The following is a 20,649-nucleotide window of genomic DNA, read 5'->3' as shown; positions in this document are numbered from 1 at the left end:
GTCTACGAACCGGTTAAGCTGTCGAGGGCCTTTTTGCCCTCCCGCTCCAACATTAAGGACGTTTTAACGCGGTTTAATTCTCGTTGGAACCGTTCTACCTGGTCCGCGGAGGGCTTTTTAACCTTTCTGTTTACGACCTCCTGAGCGGCCTTTTTAGCCATTGCCAGGTTAGCGCGGACTCCCTGCTGGAGGTTCAGAGCGCGGCGGGAGGCTTCGACTGCGGCCAGCTCCTGAGCTTCGAGTCGAGCTTCGGATTTACCGACCTCGGTTAGTTTTACGTCGGCATGGATTTCGGACAGCTTACGCTCGGTTTTACGTTTGATATCGAGGGCGAGGGCGCGGGTCTCGCCTTTAAGTTGCAGGGCCTTCTCCAGGTGGTTACGGGATTTTTCCATTTTGCTCATAATGGCATTACTCCTTTTCAGTGGTGTTTTAGAATACTTCGGCAGGGCCTCGGAGGACCTCGGTAATAGTAGTTTTCCTACGGGCCGCGTCGTCGGCTATATCCTTCGCCAACTTAACGGCTATCGGGTCGGGGTGGAATCGGACATAGGTACCGCGGTTAGCATAAAGAAGGGTGATTCGGTTACGGATTCGACCCTCGTTCAGTCCGTTGCACTGGTTACGTATGGTCGTTTGCACGGGTAGGTCCGGAAACAAGGGAGGATTCCCTTCGGTCATATCGACTAACATATCGAGCGCTATCCGTGCGGCGTCTCTCGCGGCCTTCCTGGTCGAGCCTCCGTCCGGAATGTATAGGCTAGCGAATCCGAGTTCGTTTTCGTCTACGCAGTCCTTAGCGCGGGACCCGCGGTAAATCCTGATACCCGCGGCGAACTCGTCGCCCTGGATTCGCTGGACATGTAATAGGACCGTCACTTTTTCGGGTGTTTCATTCAACGCGGATACCGCCTCCTCATAGCAGGTTTAAGTAGAGACATAACGCGTACAGAGTCGGGACGGTCAGCATATAAAACAGGTATTTCACGGGCTCGCCTCCTTTCACGGAACATGAATCGGCACGACTCCCAGTCGCTTAACTCGTTTCTTTTTTAAGAGGGCCCTTACGGGCTTTTAAGAGAGTCGCGGAAATACAAGTACATAACGAACCCGGGCGCGGAGAATAAGTAGGCCCCCGCCTTCCAGTTCGTTAACGGTTCGCTTCTCCATTAGTTGCGCCTTACGGCTTACTGTCTCCCTTACGGTCGCCTTTCGGTCCCTCAGTTTCTTCATACGATTTAAAAGGCGGAGGAAAAGGAAAAACCGACCCGAAGGGCGGAGGGTTGAAAACCCTAATAGATATCCGACCTGGTATCGGTATTTTGGGTAAGGGTCGCGCTATGGAACGGTTAGGATTCGTATGGTTAGTCTTCATCTGTGTTTAAAGGTAGTGCCTTATAAGAACGTAATAACTTATAAGGAATCACCTTTAAAAACTGGAAGGGAACCCGGTCGGGAGTCGCGTTAACCCAGTTTCCCGTCCGTTACCCTTACGTACCCCTAGGCTGCCGCCTGCTAAGCTATCGCTTCGCTGGATGTTTTTCCCTCTCGTAATATTCTCGGTACTGTAAGAGGCGCGGCCAGCATGAATAAACCGCCTCCCAACGTTAAGAAGCGTAAAAGGGGGCGGCCTGGTCTACTATCTGTTCCTCGCGCTTGTTTTTCTGTATGTGACTTAAAAGGGGCGTAAGCATGAAACCCCGTCCCGAAGGGCGGAGCGAAAGCTAGGACTCTTTTAGGTTGTTTGGTTTATCTGTTTCCTCGCGCTGGGTTTTTCTTATTCGAAGACATTAGAATAAGAGTCCATTCGGCCCCAAAATCCCGAAAAAGCCCGGTATAATGCGGGTTTCAGCGATTTTTAACTGTGCAATATTTGCCCGGTATTTGGCCTTTAAAGTGCAATATTTGCCCGGTGTCGTCCGAATCCCTTGGGGCGCAAGGGTTTCAGCCGCCGTTATTTTTTACGGCGACGACGGCGGACTCCCTTTTTACGCTTGCGGGCGAAGTCCTCGAACTGCTTACGGACGGTGTAAACGTGGGGCGAGATTTCGGCTTGGCGGTACATGAGGTCCGGGTGGACCGTATAGAGGACGATTCGGGACATTTGACTTTTCATAACGAGCCCCGCGTCCATAAGGGCGTTCATATAGGTACGAAGGTTTTTCGGGTCCATCTCCAGGAAGTCGGCCAGCTCATCATGCGTCATGGGGTCGAGTTCGTCCTCGTCGTGCTCATCCGGATTATGGACGAGCCGGAAGGTCGAAATATGAAAGAAGGGAAGGACCGCGTAAAGAATCCCGGCTTGCTGGTTCGTAAGGAGCTGGAGCCGCTCCTTAGCAAAAACCGTAAACAACTTCGTAAACTTCATCTCGAGGGCTTTTCCGACCGTATGGTATTCGGGAGCTACCGCGTAAACCAGGCGGCGGCCCTCTTTATCCTTGAGCAGGACGCCCTCGTCCACGAGCTTTTTAACTATGGTTTTCGTCTGCCGCTCGCCCTTGCCAATAACCTTAGAAGTTTCCGCGATGCCCATACGCTGGTTATTCATAATCAGCTTTCCCCCTTGGCCGATTTTAAGGTAAGGCAGCAGTTTCATAAGCGCGCCCAGCACCTCGATAGAGCGGCGCTTTACCAGGTCGATAACCGTATCGTGGTAACACACCACGAAGTTAGGTGTTTTCTTCGTTCGCTTGGCTTCTTCCGCTTCCATGATAGCCTTATAGGCGTCTCTCTGCTTCTTAGAGCCGACGTAATGGGTTTCCGGGTTGGATACGATTCGTATTTCTCCGGTTTCCGTGTTAACAAGATAATCAGGCCTCCCGCGGCCCCCTTCTCGATATTCATACGGCATTTTTAGGTCCTCCTCGGGTGGTTTTCGATAATAAGTAAAAAGGACGCCCCGTCGGAGCGCCCTTCGGAGAAACTTATATCGTTATGAAAAAGGAGCGGAGGGCTCACGTAACCCTCCCCGCGATGTATTAGGTAAACTCATTTCCGCGAGTCGCCCGGAACATAAAATCGGGATTAACGTAAAACGTCGACACCCCATACGCTCGGGTCTCTAACATAATGCCCTCACGGGTTAAGGCCCCGATATGGCGGTAAGCGGAGGCCTTGCTTATGCCGAGCATTTTTCCGACCTCTTCAATATTCATGGGCTCGATAAGGTCGTCGTCGGTTTCGTTAGGGTTTACGGCCAGGATATAATCCCGATAGTGGAAAAACGGCAGGAGCGCATAAAGGACCCCGGCCTGCTGGGTCGTGAGCTTCTCGAGCTGCTTCTTAGCGTAGGTCTGAAAAAGCTTAGTAAACATGTTACCCCCGGCCTCTCCCATCGTATGGATTTCCTTAGCTACCGCGTAAACCGACTTACGGCCCTCCTTCTTAGCGATAAGCGCCCCCTCCTTAGTGAGTTTCGAGAGAATGGCAGCCGTCTGGCGCTGCTTTTTCCCTATCGCTTTGCCTATCGCGGCCTTATCCATCCGCTTACCCTGGTGGACCAGGTCTCCGGCCTCTCCGTACTTCAAATACGGTAAGAGTTTAATCAGCGCGCCCATTTCGTCCAGAGTAAGCCGTCCCATAAGAGCGCGGATAGGGTCGTGGAAACATAGGACGAAGGAACGCGTTCTCCCTTGTATTCCGAGCTCCTCCAGCTCCTTTTTACGGCGGTACGCGTCTCTCTGTTTCTTCGAGGTAACTACGTGGGTTTCCAGGTCAACTAGCGCCTTGTGCTTGCCGTCTACTTCGTAAAATTCGAGACCGCTACCAGTGCGGCGAACAGGTTCATTCATTGACCGAAGAGCCTCCTTAACTTTTAGAATAAGTAAAAGGACCCCGTAGGGTCCCGGTCCCCGGTCTTGCTTATATGCGCGGAAAAGGTATCCGCTAGCTGAAAAGGAGAAAGCGGAGGGATACGAGTCCCTCCCTGCGAATCACCCCTCGTTAGATGAGTCGCAGGCAGGGCCGGACGCTTTGTCCGGTTCAGCCAGCGATAACCTTAAGAGCTTTTCCAGCCTTATATTGGGTGACGCCCGCCAGTTCGGCCAGTTGTCGGCGGCTGGGCGGTCGGCCGTTTTCGTCCAGGTACTTCTTAGCGACTTCGACCAGCTCCTCGTCCGCGGCCGGTTGGTCGGTCGACTTGGTCGACCTCTTACTGGTTGGCGTACTGGTCGAACGTTTGGTCGATTTGGTCGACCGCTTTTCATCCAGTTCTTCCGGTTGATGGTCGATGGTCGATTCGTTTTCGTTCTGGTCGACTGCTTCGTCGTCCGCTTGTCCTTCGTCCACTTTATCCGTTTCGTCCATCCGGCCGTCATCCGCTTTCTTCTGGTCGGTCGATTGCTCCTCGTGGTCGGTCGGCCGTTCCTTCTTCATCCGACGGCGTGCCAGTTCGTCCAGCTCCGCCGCGCTGGTCGGTCGGATGGTTTCGACCATTTCGACCACTTCGTCCGGTTTAACTTCGTGGTCGGCCACTTCGTCCTGGTCATCCATCCGTCCAGCTTCGACCACTTCGTCCGGTTGGCCGCTGGTCGGCTTAACGGGTTCATCCGGTCGGACGATTCCCGAGTACTGGTCGATGGACGGTTCAACCACTTCGTCCATTCCGTCCGTTTCATCCATCCGGTTAATGGTCGGTTGGCCGCTGGTCGATTCGGTTTCCCGTTCATCCGGCCGTCCAGCCGCAAGGTTCCGACTTATAATCGCCTCGCTGATAATCACCCCGGCCACTACCGAAAGGGCCAGCGTCCACCCTGCGAACTGGTTTTCGAACAGGTAACCGAGTCCAACCGTGTAGGCAGCATTGGAGAAGAAGACGAGCCCGAGTCCATAAGAAAAACCCCAGTAAGCAGGAGCGCCAGGGCTGGTTCCGCGCTGTCGGTTCCACAGGATGGACCAGCCAGACAGAAGGAAAGTGGTCTCGACAGCTATCGTAATTAAAACAGCCTCCCAGAGTACAAAACCTACGCGCATGTACAAATCAACCGTATGTGAAAATGAGACCATTACGACGCAAACAAATATGATGAATCCAAGCACTACGGACCAAGCTCTCATCCGATTACCCCTTCCGTTTATCTATATGTCTATCTAAGCATAAAACTATCCGGTTAGTTAGTCAAGCAGCTAAATGAGGAATCATTTCGGCATACTCTTACGAATCTCTTCGAGATGGGAGACTATTTCCGCGGCCGTAACCGGGTCGATTCCCAGGGCGGCCAGGATACAGCGCTGTCGCTCCGGGGTTAACCGCCGCTCGCCCCGCTCAGTCATAGCGAGAGAGGATTCCGGAATCCCGGTCCGGCGGGAAAGCTCCTTCCGGGACAGCCCGAAGGCTTCCCGTAGAATAGTCAGGTTTTTATGTTCCATGAGCAAAATAAGCTCCTCCTATCTATGTGCGTATTCCTCACTAATCCCCAAAAGAAAAAGGACCGGAAGTAAGCCCGGTCAATTTCGAAAGGGGAATATCGAATTGAAAGGAGTACCTAGCAGTACCGATTACCCGAGAGGAGGGAGGATAACCGCTCCCTCATATATAACTAGGACATGCCCCCCGATAACGGTTTTTGCACTTGCTCCGGATACGGGCGAAATAATCGTCTGCCTCCGCCTGGGCTAGCGCGGTCTCCGTCGCCAGCTTCCGGTCCCTATAACCCTCACCGAGCGGCCGTCGCTTATGATACCGCGACGGCTCCGTCCAATAATCATGAATATGGACGCGTTCTCTATCGGCGGCCTCCCCGACCTTAGCGGACGGCACCCGATAGCGTAGCCCTGGTCATCGTAAGAGACGATTAGGCCGTAAGCATGGGTCCGGAGGGCTCGCTTAATGTCCCGACGGTCGGTCCCATGTGCGAACATGTCGAGAAGGGAGTTAACCACCTTTTCGTCGTCGGTCCCGCCTTCTTCCTGATACTCGCCATCCATCGGAATCTCCATACGGACGTATCGGGCTTCTAGCGAATCGGTTTTATAACCGAAATAGCTACAGGGAAGGATAGTCCCGGTATCCTGCTTCCGCTTACGCTGTTCCTTGAGCTGGTTACGGCAATACTCGGAGCATACGGTAGCGCGGCCCTTCCGATTATGCCACTCGTTACAGAACGGGTTAGCACACGGCCTCCAGCGGGCGAGTTCTGCGTCCGCTTCCTTCCTCGTAATCCGTCCGGACTCTACTAGCGAATCCAGCAAACGAGGGAGGACGTGTTTTACGTCAGCCTCCGAAATCGCCGTCCCAGGGGCGGAAAAGGCAAACTGAGAAGAAACGTCCGCAGGGCCTCCCCACTCCGGACTCTGGCTGGGTACGGGCGCAGGAATCGCCGGGTATCTATCCGCGTTATAGTAGCTCTCCTCCGCCGCCTCTAACGCGTCCGGGTCCGACAATAGCTCCGCCTCGAACCGTTCCCGCTCCAACTGTTCGGCCACGCGGTCCAATTGCTCGCCAGCCCAGGAGAGCGGATAGGTTCCGAAACTCCCACGCGGACTGTTTACCGACGGCCTCCTGTCCTCGGGCCCCTGTTCGCCAGGGATTCCCGCAAAGGAGCCGACAAAGTCGTAATAGTCTTCCAGGGCCGCGTCCATACGGTCCGCCACCTCATCGAAATTAACGGAGTCGCCCTTTACGTCATAGTGAATACCGAGCATAGTGTAATTCCATTGTTTCCTCGCGGTACGTTCCTTTCCCACTCGCTTTTCCCCTTCCGTTTCTATCTCTGTTTGTAGGCATCAGAAAAGCCCGCGGACTCTCACCGACGGGCCAGGTGTTAGTCGGCTTCCTCGTGGCATCACTTAAACCGTTCCAGTACCTCCAGTACGTCCTCCGATGCGTCCAGGGTTTCCTTAAGGCGTCTCTCCAGCGCAGGGGACGGACGGGCTACACCTTTCTCCAGCATCGTAATCATGTTCCGCGTTACTCCGACCTTATCGGCGACCTGCTTTTGAGTGAGACCGCGAAGGAGGCGAAGCTTTTTAAGAGTAGGTCCGTACATGAACAGCACTCCTTACTCGTAAGTTTTGAAAAGGTAAATGAATGACCAAACAAAAAAGCCCGACCGCTTGGCCAAGCTCGTTATTACCCTACGTATCCTTAAAGGGGGCGTGATTTGATTTTTCGACACTTTCGGAGGGAGTCGTATTTTTTTCTCTACAGGTCCATCTACTTGGAGAGCTCGCCCATCTCGCACACCGTACAAAATACACATAACATTCCGATATTTAACGATACGAAAAAAAAGGCCCACATCGGGGCCCCGTTTACTCCGTCGTTACCTCTTCGATGTCGGTATCCAATAGCGTACATCCCCGTACGGTATTCCGTTCCTCCTATTTCCTCCGGAGCCTGGCGATAGGGCTATATCGTTGGTGCCTCTCTTTCATTTCGTCGGCCGTGGAGTCCCAGTAGCGGCGCGTCGTCGATAGGTCCGCGTGTCCCATAATGCGCTGAGCGGTAAACAAATCCCCGCCGTTGCGTAGGTACGTGATAAGGAAGTGTTTTCGTAAAAGGTGCGGAGAGAGCGGCTTCCGGATTCGGGCCCTATCCCGGTAAAAGTGGAGCCGTTTACGCCAGGAGTCCGCCCTATACTGGTTCCCGTTATCGGAGAGGAAAAGGTGTCGGGCTCGCGGGAACTGCTCCTTATTCTCTGCTATCAGCTCTAGGACGAGCCGGACGGTATCCGTACTTAACGGAAGGATACGCGTTTTCCTGCTCTTCGATTTCTTAGCCGGTAGGGTTATCGAATGGCTCGCCAGGTCCAGGTCGTCAAGCTCAAGCGAAAAGAGCTCCCGGACCCTGAGCCCGGTATCCAGTGCGACGAACATAGCGACCTTATCCCGGAATTGACTGTACAGGCGGCAATCAGGCGCGTTAAGGAGCGCGGCCAGCTCGTCCTCCGTAAGGTTGTCGACAGGCTTTTCGTCCGTCCTGAGCAAGCGAACAGAGCGGGCCGGGTCCTTCGCGATAATATCGTCCTTCCTGAGCGCGTTATAAACGGCTTTGATAATCCGGAGGCGGACGTTAACCGTATAAGGACTAAGCGAACGCTCCCCGCGCAGGTACTCGACATACCCCCGAATCATTTTCGCGCCTACCTGGTCCGCCCTTGTGATGTCCGGATAACGTTCGGCCAGCCAGTCGACGAACCGTTCGAAGTATTCCCGGTAGTCCTTTAACGTTCTCTCTCGTAGGTTCTCCGCCCTTTTAACCGATATCACATACTCCAGGGCCTCGGACAACTTTAACGACGGCCTGGCGGGGCCGCTCGTGTACGTTACGCGCTTTAAAACCATACGAAAAAGCCTCCGTTTCCGTCGAATCTGACACGCTTTTAACGGAATGGAGACCACGCGGTTAACCCTACCGGAGTATATCTTACGCGTCATATCTTACGCTATGTACGAAACAGCATTTACGGCGTAGCTGTGCGGATATTAGAGCCCCGTATACCCGCTCGCTCTCCGTTACGGCTCCTTGACGGTTTAGGAAACCGCTGCTCTATCCACTGAGCTACGGGCGCATATATTTCAAACTTTATTTTACCATGAACAGACTTCTTTCGCAAGATCCGCAAAAAAGGCCGCCGCTTCCAAGGTCGGCGGCGACCCATGCCGCTTTGTCTGAAGATACCGAATGACTTGGGCCTGTCTGCTTTCGGGATCCGCAGAAGGATACTTACTCTCCATCCTTGGGACTTCGCCCTCTTCCCTTTTTTCGAATCCGCTTCTTCCACTTGATGATCGTCTCAGGGAGTTCCATGATCAAACGGAGCAGGGAGGCCACGGCCGCCAAGAGCTGAATCCACTTTTCCATACACATTCCCCCTTTGCGACAGGCAACTACTCCTTGCCCTTCATTATAGAACATATGTTCGCATTTTCATAGCCTGATTCCTCCATTTCTCCTATAAAAAAAGAAACCCCCACAGGGAGTCTCTTATCGAATGGTGACGCGATATTCTCTCATCCAGAGATCCAGTTGGATCAGATAAGCGAAAAGCTGGGGTACATTCATCAACTGACCGAACCAGGGAAGATGAACACCGCTCAAATCCCGGTCTGCAAAGCGGCGCCATTCTTTTTGATCGACCAAATCCAGTACAGGAGAGGTTCCCTCATCGAGAATCTTCATCGCCCGATCCCGAACTTCCCTCAGATAGGCGGGATTATGGGTTTTGGGGTAAGGGCTTTTTTTCCGTTTCAGAACGTCTGGAGGAAGGATTCCTTTCATCGCTTCCCGCAGAAGTCCTTTTTCCCTCCCGTTCAGCCGCTTCATCGACCAGGGGATGTTCCATACGTATTCCACCAGACGATGGTCACAAAAAGGAACCCTCACTTCCAACCCCACCGCCATACTCATCCGGTCCTTGCGATCGAGCAAAGTGGGCATCCACCGAGTCAAGTTCAGATAAAAGATTTCCCGGATGCGGGCTTGGTCGGGATCTTCCCCCGGGAGGCGGGGCACTTCCGCCAACGCCTGACTGTAACGATCCCCCACATAGTCCAAGGGGCGGATTTTCTCCCTCACTTCCGGTGACAGAAAACGGACTCTTTCCGCGGTATATCGGGCCCAGGGGAACGTATCGGCATTCACCATCTCCTCCCGGTGAAACCAGGGATAACCTCCGAATACTTCATCGGCGCACTCGCCGGAAAGAACGACTGTCGCTTCCTGTTTGATCGCTTGGCAAAACAGATAGAGGGAAGCATCCACATCGGTCATTCCCGGCAAATCCCTGGCTCGGACAGCAGTATCCAGAGAGGAGATGAGGTCGCTGTTATCGATGAAGACGGGATGGTGACGACTGCTTAGATAATCCGACATCCGCTGAACCCATGGGCCGTCGGCATGGGGCTGGAACTCATTGGGGGTGAAGTGGCGCTCGTTCCCCGCATAGTCCACTGAGAATGTAGATAAGGGACCGAACCCCATTTCCCGGAAGTGTTCCGCCGCGCTTGCGGAGATGGCACTGGAATCCAGCCCCCCGGAGAGCATGGTTCCGATCGGTACGTCGGAAACCAATTGCCGCTGGACTGCATCCCGAAACAGATCGCGGACTCTTTGCACGGTCTCATCCAAATCGTCGGTATGGTACCGGCTTTCCAGGGACCAGTAGGGCCGGGTCGTCACCTGGTCCCGATCCGCCCTCAACCACCAACCCGGACGGAGTTCCTCCACTCCCTTGAACACGCCGTGGCCCGGTGTTCGCGAAGGACCCATGACCAAGATCTCCGCCAGCCCTTCTTCATCCAGCACCGGCTCCACTTCCGGATGGGCGAGAAGCGCCTTCAATTCGGAAGCAAAATAAAGGGCGCTTCCCCTTCTCGCAAAAAAGAGGGGCTTAACGCCGATGCGATCCCGGGCCAGAAATAAGGATTGTTCTCTTTCATCCCAGATGGCAAAAGCGAAAATGCCGTTGAGATGTTTCGGACAGTCCGCCCCCCACTCGGCATAGGCGGCTAAAATCAACTCGGTATCCGAGCGGGAATACAATGTGTGGCCCAGGGATTTCAGTTCCCGAGTCAACTCTTCCATGTTGTACAATTCACCGTTATAAGTGATGATGAGGTTCCGCTCCCCATAACGGCGAACCATCGGCTGGGCCCCGCCCTCGGGATCGATGACAATCAACCGTCGGTGGGAAAAACCAGCCCGTTGGGACAGCCAAATCCCTTCTGAATCAGGCCCGCGGCAGACCAGCTGTTTATTCATCCCCTCCAGGACCCGTCGTTGTTCGCTCAGATCCTGTTCCCAATCCATCCATCCGGAAATACCGCACATGGTTTCATCCCTCCAAAGGGCGTTTTGGACGAGATATTCACAACCGCGCCATACTTATCCACAGGATGTTGTGGATAAATGCCCCAAACCTATCTTATGTAGGCTCCGCCCAGACGTGAAGCAGGGTGGATTCAACCCGAAAAAGCCGCCCGATTGCGGGCGGCTTAAGGGAATGAGGCGCTGAAAATTCGATGTCCTCTTTGAGGGATACTCTATACTGCCGAATCTTTTTGTTTTCCACCACCGGCGAAAAAACCGATCAAAGCCCCCAGCAAGGCGGGCAGAAGCCAACCGACCCCTTGTTCATACAGAGGCAACCAACTGTACACCCCCTCCAGGGCGCCCAAGTCCACTTGAAAAGCTTTTAAACCGTCGGCCAAACTGACCAACCCGGTTCCGAGCATCGCACCGACATAAACTGAACGAGCCCCCCGAAACCATTGATGAGTAAAGGTTAATAAGATCAGTACGATGGCGAGAGGATACAACGCGGCTAAAACAGGAACCGATACGGCGATGATCTGAGTCAGTCCCAGATTGGCAACTCCCATGCTGAACAGGGCAACTGCGACAACCACCTGTTTATAGGAAATGGAGGGAAACAGTTTTGAAAAATAGATTCCGCAAGCAGTTACAAGCCCCACCGAAGTCGTCAAACAAGCCACTGTAACAGCGGAACCCAGAAGGAGGGAGCCCGCAGGGCCAAACAAGGTTTGAACGACGTTCGTCAATACCTCACCGCCGTTATCGGAAAGACCGAGGACCTGACTGGTGGATCCCAGATAGGCCAGGATCAGATAGACGGAACCCAGACCGACAGCGGCGATCATGCCCGCTTTGATAATCGACCAGGCCAGACTCCTTCGATCAGTGACTCCCCGTTCTTGAGCCGCCGTTACAGCAACGATTCCGAACACAAGAGCGGCCAAGGCATCCATCGTCAAATATCCTTCCATAAATCCCTCAAAAAACGGGGCTTCTTTATAGGGAGAAACCGGTATTCCGACGGGACCGACAGGCTCAATCAAACTGCTTATGAATAAGACAACGATAATGGTCAACAAAATCGGAGTCAGAATTTTCCCGACCCGATCAACCAGTTTGGACGGATTGAGTGCCAACCAATAGGTGAGAAGGAAAAACAGAACGGAAAAAATGAAAAGGGGAAAGCCGGCCTCTTCCACCCCTTCGAATAAAAACGGGACAACTCCGATTTCATAAGCGACGGTCGAAGTACGGGGGATCGCAAAGATCGGGCCGATCGTCAGATAGACGACAACAGTCAGAATGATACCGAAAACGGGATGAACCCGGCTGGCCAGGGTTTGCAGATTCCCCCCTGATAGGCCGATCGCGACAACCCCCAATAAAGGGAGCCCAACCCCTGTGATGATAAATCCGGCCATCGCCGCCCATACCTGGGAGCCCGAGGCTTGGCCCAAAGCCGGTGGAAAAATCATGTTTCCGGCTCCAAAAAATAAAGCGAACAACATGAGGCCGATCGATAAAGTTTCCCGTTTTGATAAAGTGTTCATGATTTTTGATCTCCTTATAATTGCTTGATTCCTTTCCGCAAGTAAAACAGTTTATCAAAATTGGTTGATACTTGGTACCGTTATAGGATATCCAAAAACATCCATTCCATGCAGATGACATAGAGAGGGTTCAAACCGGTGTGTCTAACGGGTGACACCTGCAATCCAACACCTTATCGCTTGGATTGATTAGCTTTCGCTCTCCGCCGGAACGCTTGTACCAATGGAAGCAATAAAAAAAACACAATTAACAAAACCTCCGCCGGATCAATCACCCAAAAAGGATTTTTTAAATGGAACAAGGCTTTTTTTAAACTGTCACCCGCCAGGAGATTTACGAGAACCGAAGTGGCCGCACCGAGAAACAATAGGATGAGAAATATCAGGAATGATTTCATGGATGACACCCTCTTCCTTCATTTAATCCTATTTTGCCGTTTGCCGATCCGGTTTATCCCGGGGGCGATCTCCATATGAAAAGGAGGCGGTAAACACCGCCCCCGGTCGCGGCCAAAAAGGCTCATCCTTTTATGATTCACTCGCCCAAAAAATACCGAATCGTTTATGAACTAACCATTTCTCCCCCGTTGACATGCAAAACCTGTCCGCTGACATACTTGGAATCGTCGCAAGCCAAATAAACATAGGCGGGGGCCAGTTCAAAGGGTTGCCCCGCATGCTTCATCGGCGAATCCACCCCAAAGGTGCTCACGTCCTCCGGGGGAAAACTGGACGGAATTAAAGGGGTCCAGATCGGCCCGGGGGCGACTCCATTGACTCGGATGCCGCGATTTAGAAGGGATTGGGATAAAGCTCGGGTAAAAGATAAAATCGCACCTTTTGTCGCTGAGTAATCGAGCAAGGCTTCATGCCCTTCATAAGCGACAGCAGAGGTCGTCTGGATGATGGAGCTCCCGGGGGACAAATACGGTAAGACCGCCTTGGTCAAATAAAAAAAAGCATAGACATTGGTTCGGAAGGTATGATCCAACTGTTCCGCCGAAATGTCCAAAATACTTTTTTGATAAAACTGGATGGCATGGTTATTCACAAGGATATGGATCCGGCCAAATTTCCGGAGGGTTTGATCCACTACTTCCCGAGAAAACGACTCTTCCCGGAGATCACCGGAGATCAACAGACAGCGTGCTCCGTAGTATTCCACTCTGGATTGGGTATCCTTCGCATCAGCATGTTCATTCAGATAGACAATCACGAGATCGGCGCCTTCTTTGGCGAAGGCAATGGCCACAGCACGACCGATTCCACTGTCTCCCCCGGTAATGATGGCAACCTGCCCCCGCAATTTTCCACTTCCGCTGTACGAGGGATTATCGCTGATCGGCCTCGGAACCATGAGTGATTCCAGACCCGGTTGCCGATTCTGTTGCTGAGGCGGAAAGGTAAGCGGGATCTCCCGATACACCTTTTTTCTTCCGTAATAAGGGACCATCGGATACATCGATTTCGCCCCCCATTAGAGTTGTATTCTCACTTTATTCAGTCGGTTGAAAGGCATTCCGCTTTTATCCGATCGATTGGATTTTTACATCGCCTTGCATCGCTTCACCTTTGAATCCACATACTAGAGCGTGCCAGGGGGGTTCTGGTAGTTTACCGCGATCAGTCAACTGGGGGACGACCGACTCCCGCGCCAAGTGTGCCCGTCAACCGGTCCCTCCATTGACTCCCGAACCGCACCCAACGACTTCCGGCGACTAACCGGACATACCCCCAGTGCCAAAGTTGCTTGAAGGAGGAAAACCGATGCAATTAGCAGCCCATGAACTGCACGATCTGCATGAACTGACCTTGAGTTGTGTCAACTCGATCACCCATATGGCTTATTTCCTCGAGCATGTGCAATGCTCCGAATTAAAAGCCCTTCTGGAAAAACACTTTCCTCTCCATGTTCGGGACTATAACATGAAAGTGGAATTTTTGAATGAAGCCCAAGGCCCGCAACGGGAGTTAAAAATGATGAAAATCGATCCCAAGCTCCCTTCTTTCACAAAGTCCCCGGCCGGTCAGTATCCGCCGATCACACCCCGAACCGAAGTCCCGGAGATGAATGACCGGGAAATGGCGACGGGGTACCTACTCAATTTGAAGCGCGCCGGACGTGAATATGCCTACTCAGCCATGGAAGCGGCCAACCCGGATCTGCGCGGTTTTTTGGAGACGGCTTTTTTGATGAGCAGCAGTCACGCCTACGATGTTTGGCAATACATGGTCAATAAAGGGTTCTATCCGCTGGAACCCGCCCCTCAACCGTCCATTCAAACCATCGGTCAAATATACCGTCTCGCGTCGGAGGAAACTCCCTCAACCGCCAAGGCCACCAATCCCCACTAAAACCGGCACTGAAAAGATCCACCGGACCCGAACGGGAAAGGTGGATCTTCCCTTCTGGATGTATAACTTTTTTTCAAATTTACATCCTACATGATATCCCATGAACAGCTAAGTGAGGATCGAGCGTATGCGTTTTTTTCACAGATCCAAGAGGGGTCGACAAGCCTCCGAAATGGAACGGAGCGGGGATATTCCCCTGAATGACGACTTGGAGTCCAATATCAAGCAACTCAAAAAAGAGCTCGGTTACAGCCCCGATTTGGTCGTACGCTCTTTTGATTTGGGGAAAAACTCGGACTTCCGGGTGGCTGTGGTCTATATGGAGGGAATCGTCGACGAAAAGGTGCTAAATCAATGGGTCATGAAAACCCTGATGATCGATTCCGGAGAGTTTGATCAAAAAATCTCGAAGGAAGAGGCCCTGGAACTGATTAAAAAGAGCGCCTTATCCGTAGGCAACGTAGAAAGCCACCGTTCCTGGAATCAGATGATCGACGCCCTTCTTAACGGTCAGGCCATTGTATTAGGTGAGGGATGGTCGGAGGCGATCAGCGGTGACACCACCGGAGGAGAGACGAAGCCGATCACCGAACCTCAATCCCAGACGGTGGTCCGGGGCCCTAAAGACAGTTTTACGGAGACGCTTCAAACCAATCTCGGACTGATCCGGCGCCGTCTCAAAACTCCCAACCTGTGGGTGGAGAATACGAATTGCGGGAAAATATCCCGGACCAAAGTCTCTATGGTTTATATCAAAGGACTGGCCAATGAGGAGCTTTTGAATACCGTACGAAAGCGGCTGGAAAAGATCGAAATCGACGGGATCCTGGAATCGGGATATATCGAAGAGTTTATTCAGGACAAAGCTTGGACGCCCTTTCCCACGGTTTTCTCCACGGAACGTCCGGATATTGTGTCCGGAAACCTGCTGGAGGGGCGGGTAGCAATTCTCGTGGATAATACACCCTTTGCCCTCGTCGTTCCCACGACTTTCTTTCAATTTTTCCAATCTGTCGAGGATTACTATCAACGCTTCGACATCGCCACTTTCACCCGTCTGATCCGGTACTTCTCTTATTTGGTCTCTCTGGTCACCCCGGCGATTTACATCGCGTTGACTTCCTTTCATCCCGAGATGATCCCCACCCCCCTGTTGATCAAACTGATCGGTCAGCGGAAAGAGATTCCTTTCCCGGCATTGGTGGAAGCGCTGGCCATGGAATTCTCTTTTGAAGTGATCCGGGAAGCGGGAGTTCGGGCTCCACGGGTCCTCAGCGGAGCGGTTACGATCGTGGGAGCGATCGTTCTCGGGGAGACCGTAGTCAGAGCGGGACTCGCCACCCCTTCCATGGTGATCGTCGTGGCTATCACCGCCATCGCCAGCTTCGCCTCCGCCTCATTCCCCATCTCGATATCGGCACGGCTGATCCGCTTTCTATTGATGTTATTAGGGGCCTTCTTCGGGCTGTTCGGCATCCTGCTGGCTATGATCCTCTTAATCGCCCACATGAACACGCTTTACTCCTTCGGCACCCCCTATCTCGCTCCTTTTGCCCCTCTGATTGTCAACGATCAGAAGGACACCCTGATCCGAGTGCCAATCTGGGCGTTATACCGGCGTCCCAAATCGATTCACCCGGTTCAGGATACCAAGGTCCCCGAAGGAAAGCGGCATCTCACCAAACGGCGAAAAGGCAGGCGGCCAAGATGAGTAAAATCCTTCATTGGTTATGTATCGCCAGCATCCTCTTTCTGTTAACCGGCTGTTGGAATTACCGGGAATTAGACGATTGGTCCGTTGTGACGGCGATGGGTGTGGATAAAGGGGAAAAAGGAAAACGGTACCGGGTCTCCTACCAGGTGGTCAACTCCGGCTCATTGGCGGGAGGGGGAGGTCAAAGCGGGAGAGGAACCGGTACCCGAGGAACCCCTACAGTCACCTATTCCTCGACAGGGGACAACCTTTATGAAACCATCGTCAATACCAATCTAAAAGCGCCTCGAAAATTGTTTTTCGCTCACCAACGCCTTTTATTGATCGGGGAGTCGGTGGCCCGGGAAGGGATCGAACATCTTCTAGACCGGCTGGAAAGAGATGAACACGGCCGTCTGAACATCATCGTCATGGTCGTCCGGGACGGTCAGGCGGAGTCGTTGATCAACTTCTTATCCCCTTTGGAAAGAATCTCGGCTTATTCTCTGTCGGAAACCCTGAAAGTAGCGGAACAATTTACCGGTATGAACTGGGTCACCGATCTGAGCGAAGTGATCAATGATCTGTCCAGTAAAGGGAAGGAACCCTTGGTCAGCGGTGTCAAATTGATCGGAGATCAACAGATGGGAGATCAACAAACGAATATCCAAGAATCCCGACTTTCAGCCCGGACCGAACTGAATGGAGTCGCCATGTTTAAAAAGGGGAAGTTGGTTCGCTGGCTGGAAGGGGAAAGGGCCCGTGGCGTTGCTTTTATTCTCAATCGTTTACAGGGAACCCTACTCACTCTCGGCTGTGACGGATCGGAGAAAGAAACGGTCGGCATCTATCTGAACCGTTTCACCACAAAAAGATCCATCCGAGTCCGCAAAAATAAACCCGTCATCCGGATCGATGTGAACTCGGAAGGAAGTATCGGGGAAATGGATTGCCCGCTGAACCTGGAGGATCCTCGGCAGATCGAACGTCTGCAACAGAAATCCAATCAAAAAATCAAAAAGGATATCCGAGAGGCGATCAAAACCGCCCAAAAATCCAAAAGCGATATCTTTGGATTCGGGGAACTGCTCCATCAACAGGACCCGCAAACCTGGAGGTCTCTGAAAAAAGACTGGCCCCGACACTTTGCAAAGGCCCGCATCGAAATCAAGGTGCACACGTTTATCCGTCTCACCGGAATGCGCATCAACACGTACCCCAACCCTCGATAAACCTCCCGCAAAGGAGGCCGCCCATGGAAAGCGCCAAAATCACTCCCATGCAATGGTTTTGTTTGATTTTTCTATTTGAACTGGGCAGTTCCATTGTCGTGGGATTAGGATTGGAAGCCAAACAAGATGCCTGGATCGCCATTCTGCTCGCGATGATAGGGGGCCTTATTCTGTACGGGGTTTTCGGCTCTCTTCATCGACATTATCCCGATCTTACTTTGACAGGATACATCCGCTGTATTTTGGGTAACATCCTCGGGTGGCCCTTGGGGTTGGTGTACATCGTCTACTTTATCTACATAGGATCCCGGGTTTTACGCGATATTTCCACCCTGTTGACGACGGCGTGGCTGGACCGTACCCCGCTTGTGGTGATCCATATGATGTTGATTCTGTCGATGGCGTATATCCTGTACCACGGTCCGAAGGTATTGGCGAAAACCAATCAAATTTATTTCTATGTCTATGTGTTCAGCCTTTTGCTATCCATCGCATTGATTGTAGCTTCCGGCCTGATCCGGTTGGACTTTCTTCTCCCCGTGGGGGAGGATTGGGGATTGATTCTCTCCACGGCATATCCCATGGTTTATACGTTTCCTTTTGGCGAAACGATCGTTTTTACCATGATGCTTCCGTATCTTAAAAACCCCCGGTCCGGCTTGAAAATCGGGTGGTTGGCGATTATCATCAGCGGTCTGTTTATCAGCCTCCTGTCCGCCATCGACATTTCCGTAACAGGTGCCCATATCGCCAGCCGTTCTCCCTTTCCTCTGATGTCCACCATGACCAAGGTGAATATCAAGGATTTTATCCAACGGGTGGATATGCTGACGATCATGATTCTCGTAATCGGTGGTTTTTTTAAAATCGTGATTTTTTATTTTGCCGCCGTCCTGGGAACCGCCGATTTATTCCGGATCAAGGATCGGGGACGACTCCTGTTGCCGATCGGGATTATCTTCGTATTTTTGGCGATGATGATTTCCAGCAGTCTTTCCGAACATCTGAAACAGGGTCTCGAAATCGTTCCCCGGTATCTACACCTTCCGCTTCAGACCGGAATCCCTCTTCTCCTCCTGGGGGTGAGCTGGATCAAAAGACGGATGGGTCGCTCTCAACATCCTCGGCCGTAAGGAAAGAGTATTTCAAAAAAGGGATTGAGGAGGAAGTTATATGGAAGAGTCCTGAAAAGAAAGAGGCACGAACCCGCTACCGGGTCCGTGCAAATCTGAGCCCATCACTGTCGCAGCCTTTCTATTCTCGGATCGTATGGCCGGCGGTCTCTCCCGGGTACCGATACAGACCGCCATATGGGAAAAATCACAGCGACGGCCCGCGTATGGACGAATCTGCACGATCCCGCCCGCACCAATCCCCGATCAAAGCGGAGCCGTCCAGGTATCGAATCCGACAGCAGCCGCCCAAAACGGCGAGGCTGGCCACGGTATCCGGCCCCGGCGATAGATCGTAAAGGGAGATCCGCCGGAGAAGTCCGGGATCCCTCGGCCAGCTGAGAAGCTGCGGAGAATCCGACCTTCCGGAAACGCTGAAACGGTTCGGAGGGATGGTAAACCCTTCCCCGACGGCTTTAACCACCGCCTCCTTTTGTGTCCAGTACGTGAGAAAACCGGCGGCTCTCTCCGCTTCTTTTATACGGCTGAAAGCTCGCATCTCCCCCACCGTCAACGCCGCTTCCGCTACGCTTTCTCCCGACCATTCCGAAAAAACCTCCTCAACATCGACACCCACCGGAGTATTTACGGCAAAGGCGACGATGACACGGTCCCCGGCGTGGGATATGGAGAATTGGATTCCCGGCGGCGACAGATTTGTCACCTCCGGTTTGCCGTGCGGTTTTCCGCACTGCGGACAACTCCGCGAGATCGGGATGGATTCCGGGGGCTGCCCCGAGTACGAAGCGAGACCCAGCCGCATCACCCCGCAGGCAACGGCGAATCGATCGCGGTCGGCTGAGAAGCGATATGCATGAAAGCGTTTCCTTTCATCCTGATCAAACAGATGGATCAAAAAAGGGGAAAAATCCGTCGACCGAGCCCACCAGACGTGACATTCCCCCGGCTGTAATACTCTTCTCTCCTGCAAAACCGCCATCCCCCATCATGCGAAAGATCATATTCGACGTTCACCAGTACATGAACTTTCTTCATCCGGGCATTCAATTCCTGTTCACGAAACCATGGGACCTCCAACCGAGGGAACATTCACCTGATCAAAGGGAACTAGGCCGGATAAGCCGATCACCACATTTTATATGACCCTGGGACCTACAAAAAATTAAATCTTTTTATGGATAGTATTTTTGTTAACTGACATATACACTGAATATGTAAGTTAACAAATCTCTTCAGAAAGGGTTTTTTCTCATGCACATGCGTATTTTGTCGGCAGCCTTGGCGTTCTGCTTCATATCTGTCCTTTCGGCTCCTGCCACCTTCGCCAAAGCCCCAGTCGATATTCAACTAACATCGGAGGGGGATCACCTGCTGAAGGGAAAAGTCAACGCTGATGCCAATCAAGTCCAAGGAAAGACAACGATCCACATTCATGGGAAGAAACCGATTGTGATGGACCAACAGGGCCCTCATTTCGAGGAGACTCTGAAAGGTTTGGAGAAAGGCCACACTTACAAGGGTAGTGTCACCTTCTACGGAACCGTTGCTGGGAAAAAAGTCACCGTCGAAGAGTGCTTCCAAGCCGAAGTGGGTACGGAAGAGGTTAAACTGGTCGAATGTGAGGAAGACAAGGTGACGATTCCCGAAAAACCGGATCAGGAAAACCCGGATGAAGAAAACCAGCCGGATGACGGGGACCAACCGAAGGATGGCGAAAAAACCGATGACAACAATAACCAACCGAAGGACAACCAAAAATCCCCGGAAGACCGGATCGATAACGCTAAAGGCGGCGGGGAAATGCCTGATACCGCCACATCTGAACCGATCCAGTTGTTGATCGGTTCCATGACCCTTCTGGCAGGGGGGATCTTGTGGAAGTTCCGTTCGGTCGCTTCATAAGATACTGGATACTGCCTGCACCCCTCAG

19 protein-coding genes are annotated in these 20,649 nt (G+C 52.5%); 5 read left to right on the top strand and 14 right to left on the bottom strand.

What is annotated here, in order from left to right; all coding sequences use genetic code 11:
* Positions 1-2 precede the first annotated feature (2 nt).
* The 13 genes from CHM34_RS17140 to CHM34_RS17080 all read right to left on the bottom strand — a co-directional run bounded on the left by CHM34_RS17140 (position 3) and on the right by CHM34_RS17080 (position 13,768).
* Entirely contained in the window at positions 3-404 is a 402-nt protein-coding gene (locus CHM34_RS17140) for a hypothetical protein (protein WP_094265840.1), read from the bottom strand.
* A gap of 1,550 nt (positions 405-1,954) precedes the next feature.
* Positions 1,955-2,851 (bottom strand): hypothetical protein, encoded by an 897-nt coding sequence (locus CHM34_RS17130; protein ID WP_094265838.1) that lies wholly within the window; start codon positions 2,849-2,851, stop codon positions 1,955-1,957.
* 127 nt (positions 2,852-2,978) lie between these two features.
* Positions 2,979-3,791, bottom strand: coding sequence for a hypothetical protein (locus tag CHM34_RS17125; RefSeq protein ID WP_094265837.1), 813 nt, complete (start codon positions 3,789-3,791; stop codon positions 2,979-2,981).
* 190 nt (positions 3,792-3,981) lie between these two features.
* Positions 3,982-4,971 (bottom strand): hypothetical protein, encoded by a 990-nt coding sequence (locus CHM34_RS17120; protein WP_141201754.1) that lies wholly within the window; start codon positions 4,969-4,971, stop codon positions 3,982-3,984.
* 165 nt (positions 4,972-5,136) lie between these two features.
* Positions 5,137-5,367 carry a helix-turn-helix domain-containing protein gene (locus CHM34_RS17115; RefSeq protein WP_169713803.1) on the bottom strand — a complete coding sequence of 77 codons (231 nt, stop codon included), beginning with the start codon at positions 5,365-5,367 and terminating at the stop codon, positions 5,137-5,139.
* Positions 5,368-5,613: 246 nt separating this feature from the next.
* On the bottom strand, positions 5,614-6,579 hold the full coding sequence (locus CHM34_RS17110; RefSeq protein WP_141201753.1) for a hypothetical protein: 966 nt from the start codon (positions 6,577-6,579) through the stop codon (positions 5,614-5,616).
* Between the two features lie 203 nt (positions 6,580-6,782).
* Entirely contained in the window at positions 6,783-6,986 is a 204-nt protein-coding gene (locus CHM34_RS17105) for a helix-turn-helix transcriptional regulator (RefSeq protein ID WP_094265833.1), read from the bottom strand.
* A 334-nt stretch (positions 6,987-7,320) separates the two neighbouring features.
* Positions 7,321-8,283, bottom strand: a complete 963-nt coding sequence (locus CHM34_RS17100) for a tyrosine-type recombinase/integrase (protein WP_169713802.1) — start codon at positions 8,281-8,283, stop codon at positions 7,321-7,323.
* A gap of 382 nt (positions 8,284-8,665) precedes the next feature.
* Positions 8,666-8,803 carry a hypothetical protein gene (locus CHM34_RS19420; protein ID WP_169713801.1) on the bottom strand — a complete coding sequence of 46 codons (138 nt, stop codon included), beginning with the start codon at positions 8,801-8,803 and terminating at the stop codon, positions 8,666-8,668.
* A 123-nt stretch (positions 8,804-8,926) separates the two neighbouring features.
* Positions 8,927-10,771 (bottom strand): asparagine synthase (glutamine-hydrolyzing), encoded by a 1,845-nt coding sequence (asnB, locus tag CHM34_RS17095; RefSeq protein WP_094265831.1) that lies wholly within the window; start codon positions 10,769-10,771, stop codon positions 8,927-8,929.
* A 212-nt stretch (positions 10,772-10,983) separates the two neighbouring features.
* On the bottom strand, positions 10,984-12,306 hold the full coding sequence (brnQ, locus tag CHM34_RS17090; RefSeq protein WP_094265830.1) for a branched-chain amino acid transport system II carrier protein: 1,323 nt from the start codon (positions 12,304-12,306) through the stop codon (positions 10,984-10,986).
* Positions 12,307-12,479: 173 nt separating this feature from the next.
* Positions 12,480-12,704 carry a YczF family membrane protein gene (locus CHM34_RS17085; RefSeq protein WP_094265829.1) on the bottom strand — a complete coding sequence of 75 codons (225 nt, stop codon included), beginning with the start codon at positions 12,702-12,704 and terminating at the stop codon, positions 12,480-12,482.
* Between the two features lie 164 nt (positions 12,705-12,868).
* Positions 12,869-13,768 (bottom strand): SDR family oxidoreductase, encoded by a 900-nt coding sequence (locus tag CHM34_RS17080; RefSeq protein WP_094265828.1) that lies wholly within the window; start codon positions 13,766-13,768, stop codon positions 12,869-12,871.
* Between the two features lie 305 nt (positions 13,769-14,073).
* Here CHM34_RS17080 and CHM34_RS17075 point away from each other — a divergent pair, with 305 nt between their 5' ends.
* The 4 genes from CHM34_RS17075 (at position 14,074) to CHM34_RS17060 (ending at position 18,719) form a co-directional block, all read left to right on the top strand.
* A complete protein-coding gene (locus CHM34_RS17075) occupies positions 14,074-14,661 on the top strand; it encodes a spore coat protein (protein ID WP_094265827.1) in 588 nt (195 codons plus the stop codon).
* A gap of 127 nt (positions 14,662-14,788) precedes the next feature.
* Positions 14,789-16,372, top strand: a complete 1,584-nt coding sequence (locus CHM34_RS17070) for a spore germination protein (RefSeq protein ID WP_094265826.1) — start codon at positions 14,789-14,791, stop codon at positions 16,370-16,372.
* On the top strand, positions 16,369-17,586 hold the full coding sequence (locus CHM34_RS17065; RefSeq protein ID WP_094265825.1) for a Ger(x)C family spore germination protein: 1,218 nt from the start codon (positions 16,369-16,371) through the stop codon (positions 17,584-17,586). Before CHM34_RS17070 ends, CHM34_RS17065 begins: the two co-directional genes overlap by 4 nt.
* Before the next feature lie 23 nt (positions 17,587-17,609).
* Complete coding sequence (locus CHM34_RS17060; protein WP_094265824.1) at positions 17,610-18,719, top strand: GerAB/ArcD/ProY family transporter; 1,110 nt, start codon at positions 17,610-17,612, stop codon at positions 18,717-18,719.
* Between the two features lie 187 nt (positions 18,720-18,906).
* Here the strand turns inward: CHM34_RS17060 and CHM34_RS17055 are convergent, their stop codons facing one another.
* The gene (locus tag CHM34_RS17055) at positions 18,907-19,689 is read right to left on the bottom strand and encodes a 4'-phosphopantetheinyl transferase family protein (protein WP_169713800.1); all 783 of its coding nucleotides are present in this window, start codon (positions 19,687-19,689) and stop codon (positions 18,907-18,909) included.
* Between the two features lie 281 nt (positions 19,690-19,970).
* On the opposite strand from CHM34_RS17055, the gene CHM34_RS17050 reads away from it, so the two are divergent.
* A complete protein-coding gene (locus CHM34_RS17050) occupies positions 19,971-20,621 on the top strand; it encodes a hypothetical protein (RefSeq protein ID WP_094265822.1) in 651 nt (216 codons plus the stop codon).
* The last annotated feature ends 28 nt before the right edge of the window (positions 20,622-20,649 follow it).

Source organism: Paludifilum halophilum (assembly GCF_002245355.1).
GTDB lineage: Bacteria > Bacillota > Bacilli > Thermoactinomycetales > DSM-45169 > Paludifilum > Paludifilum halophilum.
The sequence above is the reverse complement of the archived record's forward strand: the minus strand, read 5'-3'. Positions and strand labels throughout refer to the sequence as shown.

Excerpts from the sequence above, each read along its gene's own strand:
- CHM34_RS17080 (WP_094265828.1), bottom strand. The coding sequence starts at position 13,768 with ATGTATCCGATGGTCCCTTATTACGGAAGAAAAAAGGTGTATCGGGAG.
- brnQ (WP_094265830.1), bottom strand. The coding sequence starts at position 12,306 with ATGAACACTTTATCAAAACGGGAAACTTTATCGATCGGCCTCATGTTG.
- CHM34_RS17140 (WP_094265840.1), bottom strand. The coding sequence starts at position 404 with ATGAGCAAAATGGAAAAATCCCGTAACCACCTGGAGAAGGCCCTGCAA.
- CHM34_RS17065 (WP_094265825.1), top strand. The coding sequence starts at position 16,369 with ATGAGTAAAATCCTTCATTGGTTATGTATCGCCAGCATCCTCTTTCTG.
- CHM34_RS17085 (WP_094265829.1), bottom strand. The coding sequence starts at position 12,704 with ATGAAATCATTCCTGATATTTCTCATCCTATTGTTTCTCGGTGCGGCC.
- CHM34_RS17060 (WP_094265824.1), top strand. The coding sequence starts at position 17,610 with ATGGAAAGCGCCAAAATCACTCCCATGCAATGGTTTTGTTTGATTTTT.
- CHM34_RS17115 (WP_169713803.1), bottom strand. The coding sequence starts at position 5,367 with ATGGAACATAAAAACCTGACTATTCTACGGGAAGCCTTCGGGCTGTCC.
- CHM34_RS17120 (WP_141201754.1), bottom strand. The coding sequence starts at position 4,971 with ATGCGCGTAGGTTTTGTACTCTGGGAGGCTGTTTTAATTACGATAGCT.
- CHM34_RS17075 (WP_094265827.1), top strand. The coding sequence starts at position 14,074 with ATGCAATTAGCAGCCCATGAACTGCACGATCTGCATGAACTGACCTTG.
- CHM34_RS17070 (WP_094265826.1), top strand. The coding sequence starts at position 14,789 with ATGCGTTTTTTTCACAGATCCAAGAGGGGTCGACAAGCCTCCGAAATG.
- CHM34_RS17130 (WP_094265838.1), bottom strand. The coding sequence starts at position 2,851 with ATGCCGTATGAATATCGAGAAGGGGGCCGCGGGAGGCCTGATTATCTT.
- CHM34_RS19420 (WP_169713801.1), bottom strand. The coding sequence starts at position 8,803 with ATGGAAAAGTGGATTCAGCTCTTGGCGGCCGTGGCCTCCCTGCTCCGT.
- CHM34_RS17125 (WP_094265837.1), bottom strand. The coding sequence starts at position 3,791 with ATGAATGAACCTGTTCGCCGCACTGGTAGCGGTCTCGAATTTTACGAA.
- CHM34_RS17110 (WP_141201753.1), bottom strand. The coding sequence starts at position 6,579 with ATGGACGCGGCCCTGGAAGACTATTACGACTTTGTCGGCTCCTTTGCG.
- asnB (WP_094265831.1), bottom strand. The coding sequence starts at position 10,771 with ATGTGCGGTATTTCCGGATGGATGGATTGGGAACAGGATCTGAGCGAA.
- CHM34_RS17105 (WP_094265833.1), bottom strand. The coding sequence starts at position 6,986 with ATGTACGGACCTACTCTTAAAAAGCTTCGCCTCCTTCGCGGTCTCACT.
- CHM34_RS17100 (WP_169713802.1), bottom strand. The coding sequence starts at position 8,283 with ATGGTTTTAAAGCGCGTAACGTACACGAGCGGCCCCGCCAGGCCGTCG.
- CHM34_RS17050 (WP_094265822.1), top strand. The coding sequence starts at position 19,971 with ATGCACATGCGTATTTTGTCGGCAGCCTTGGCGTTCTGCTTCATATCT.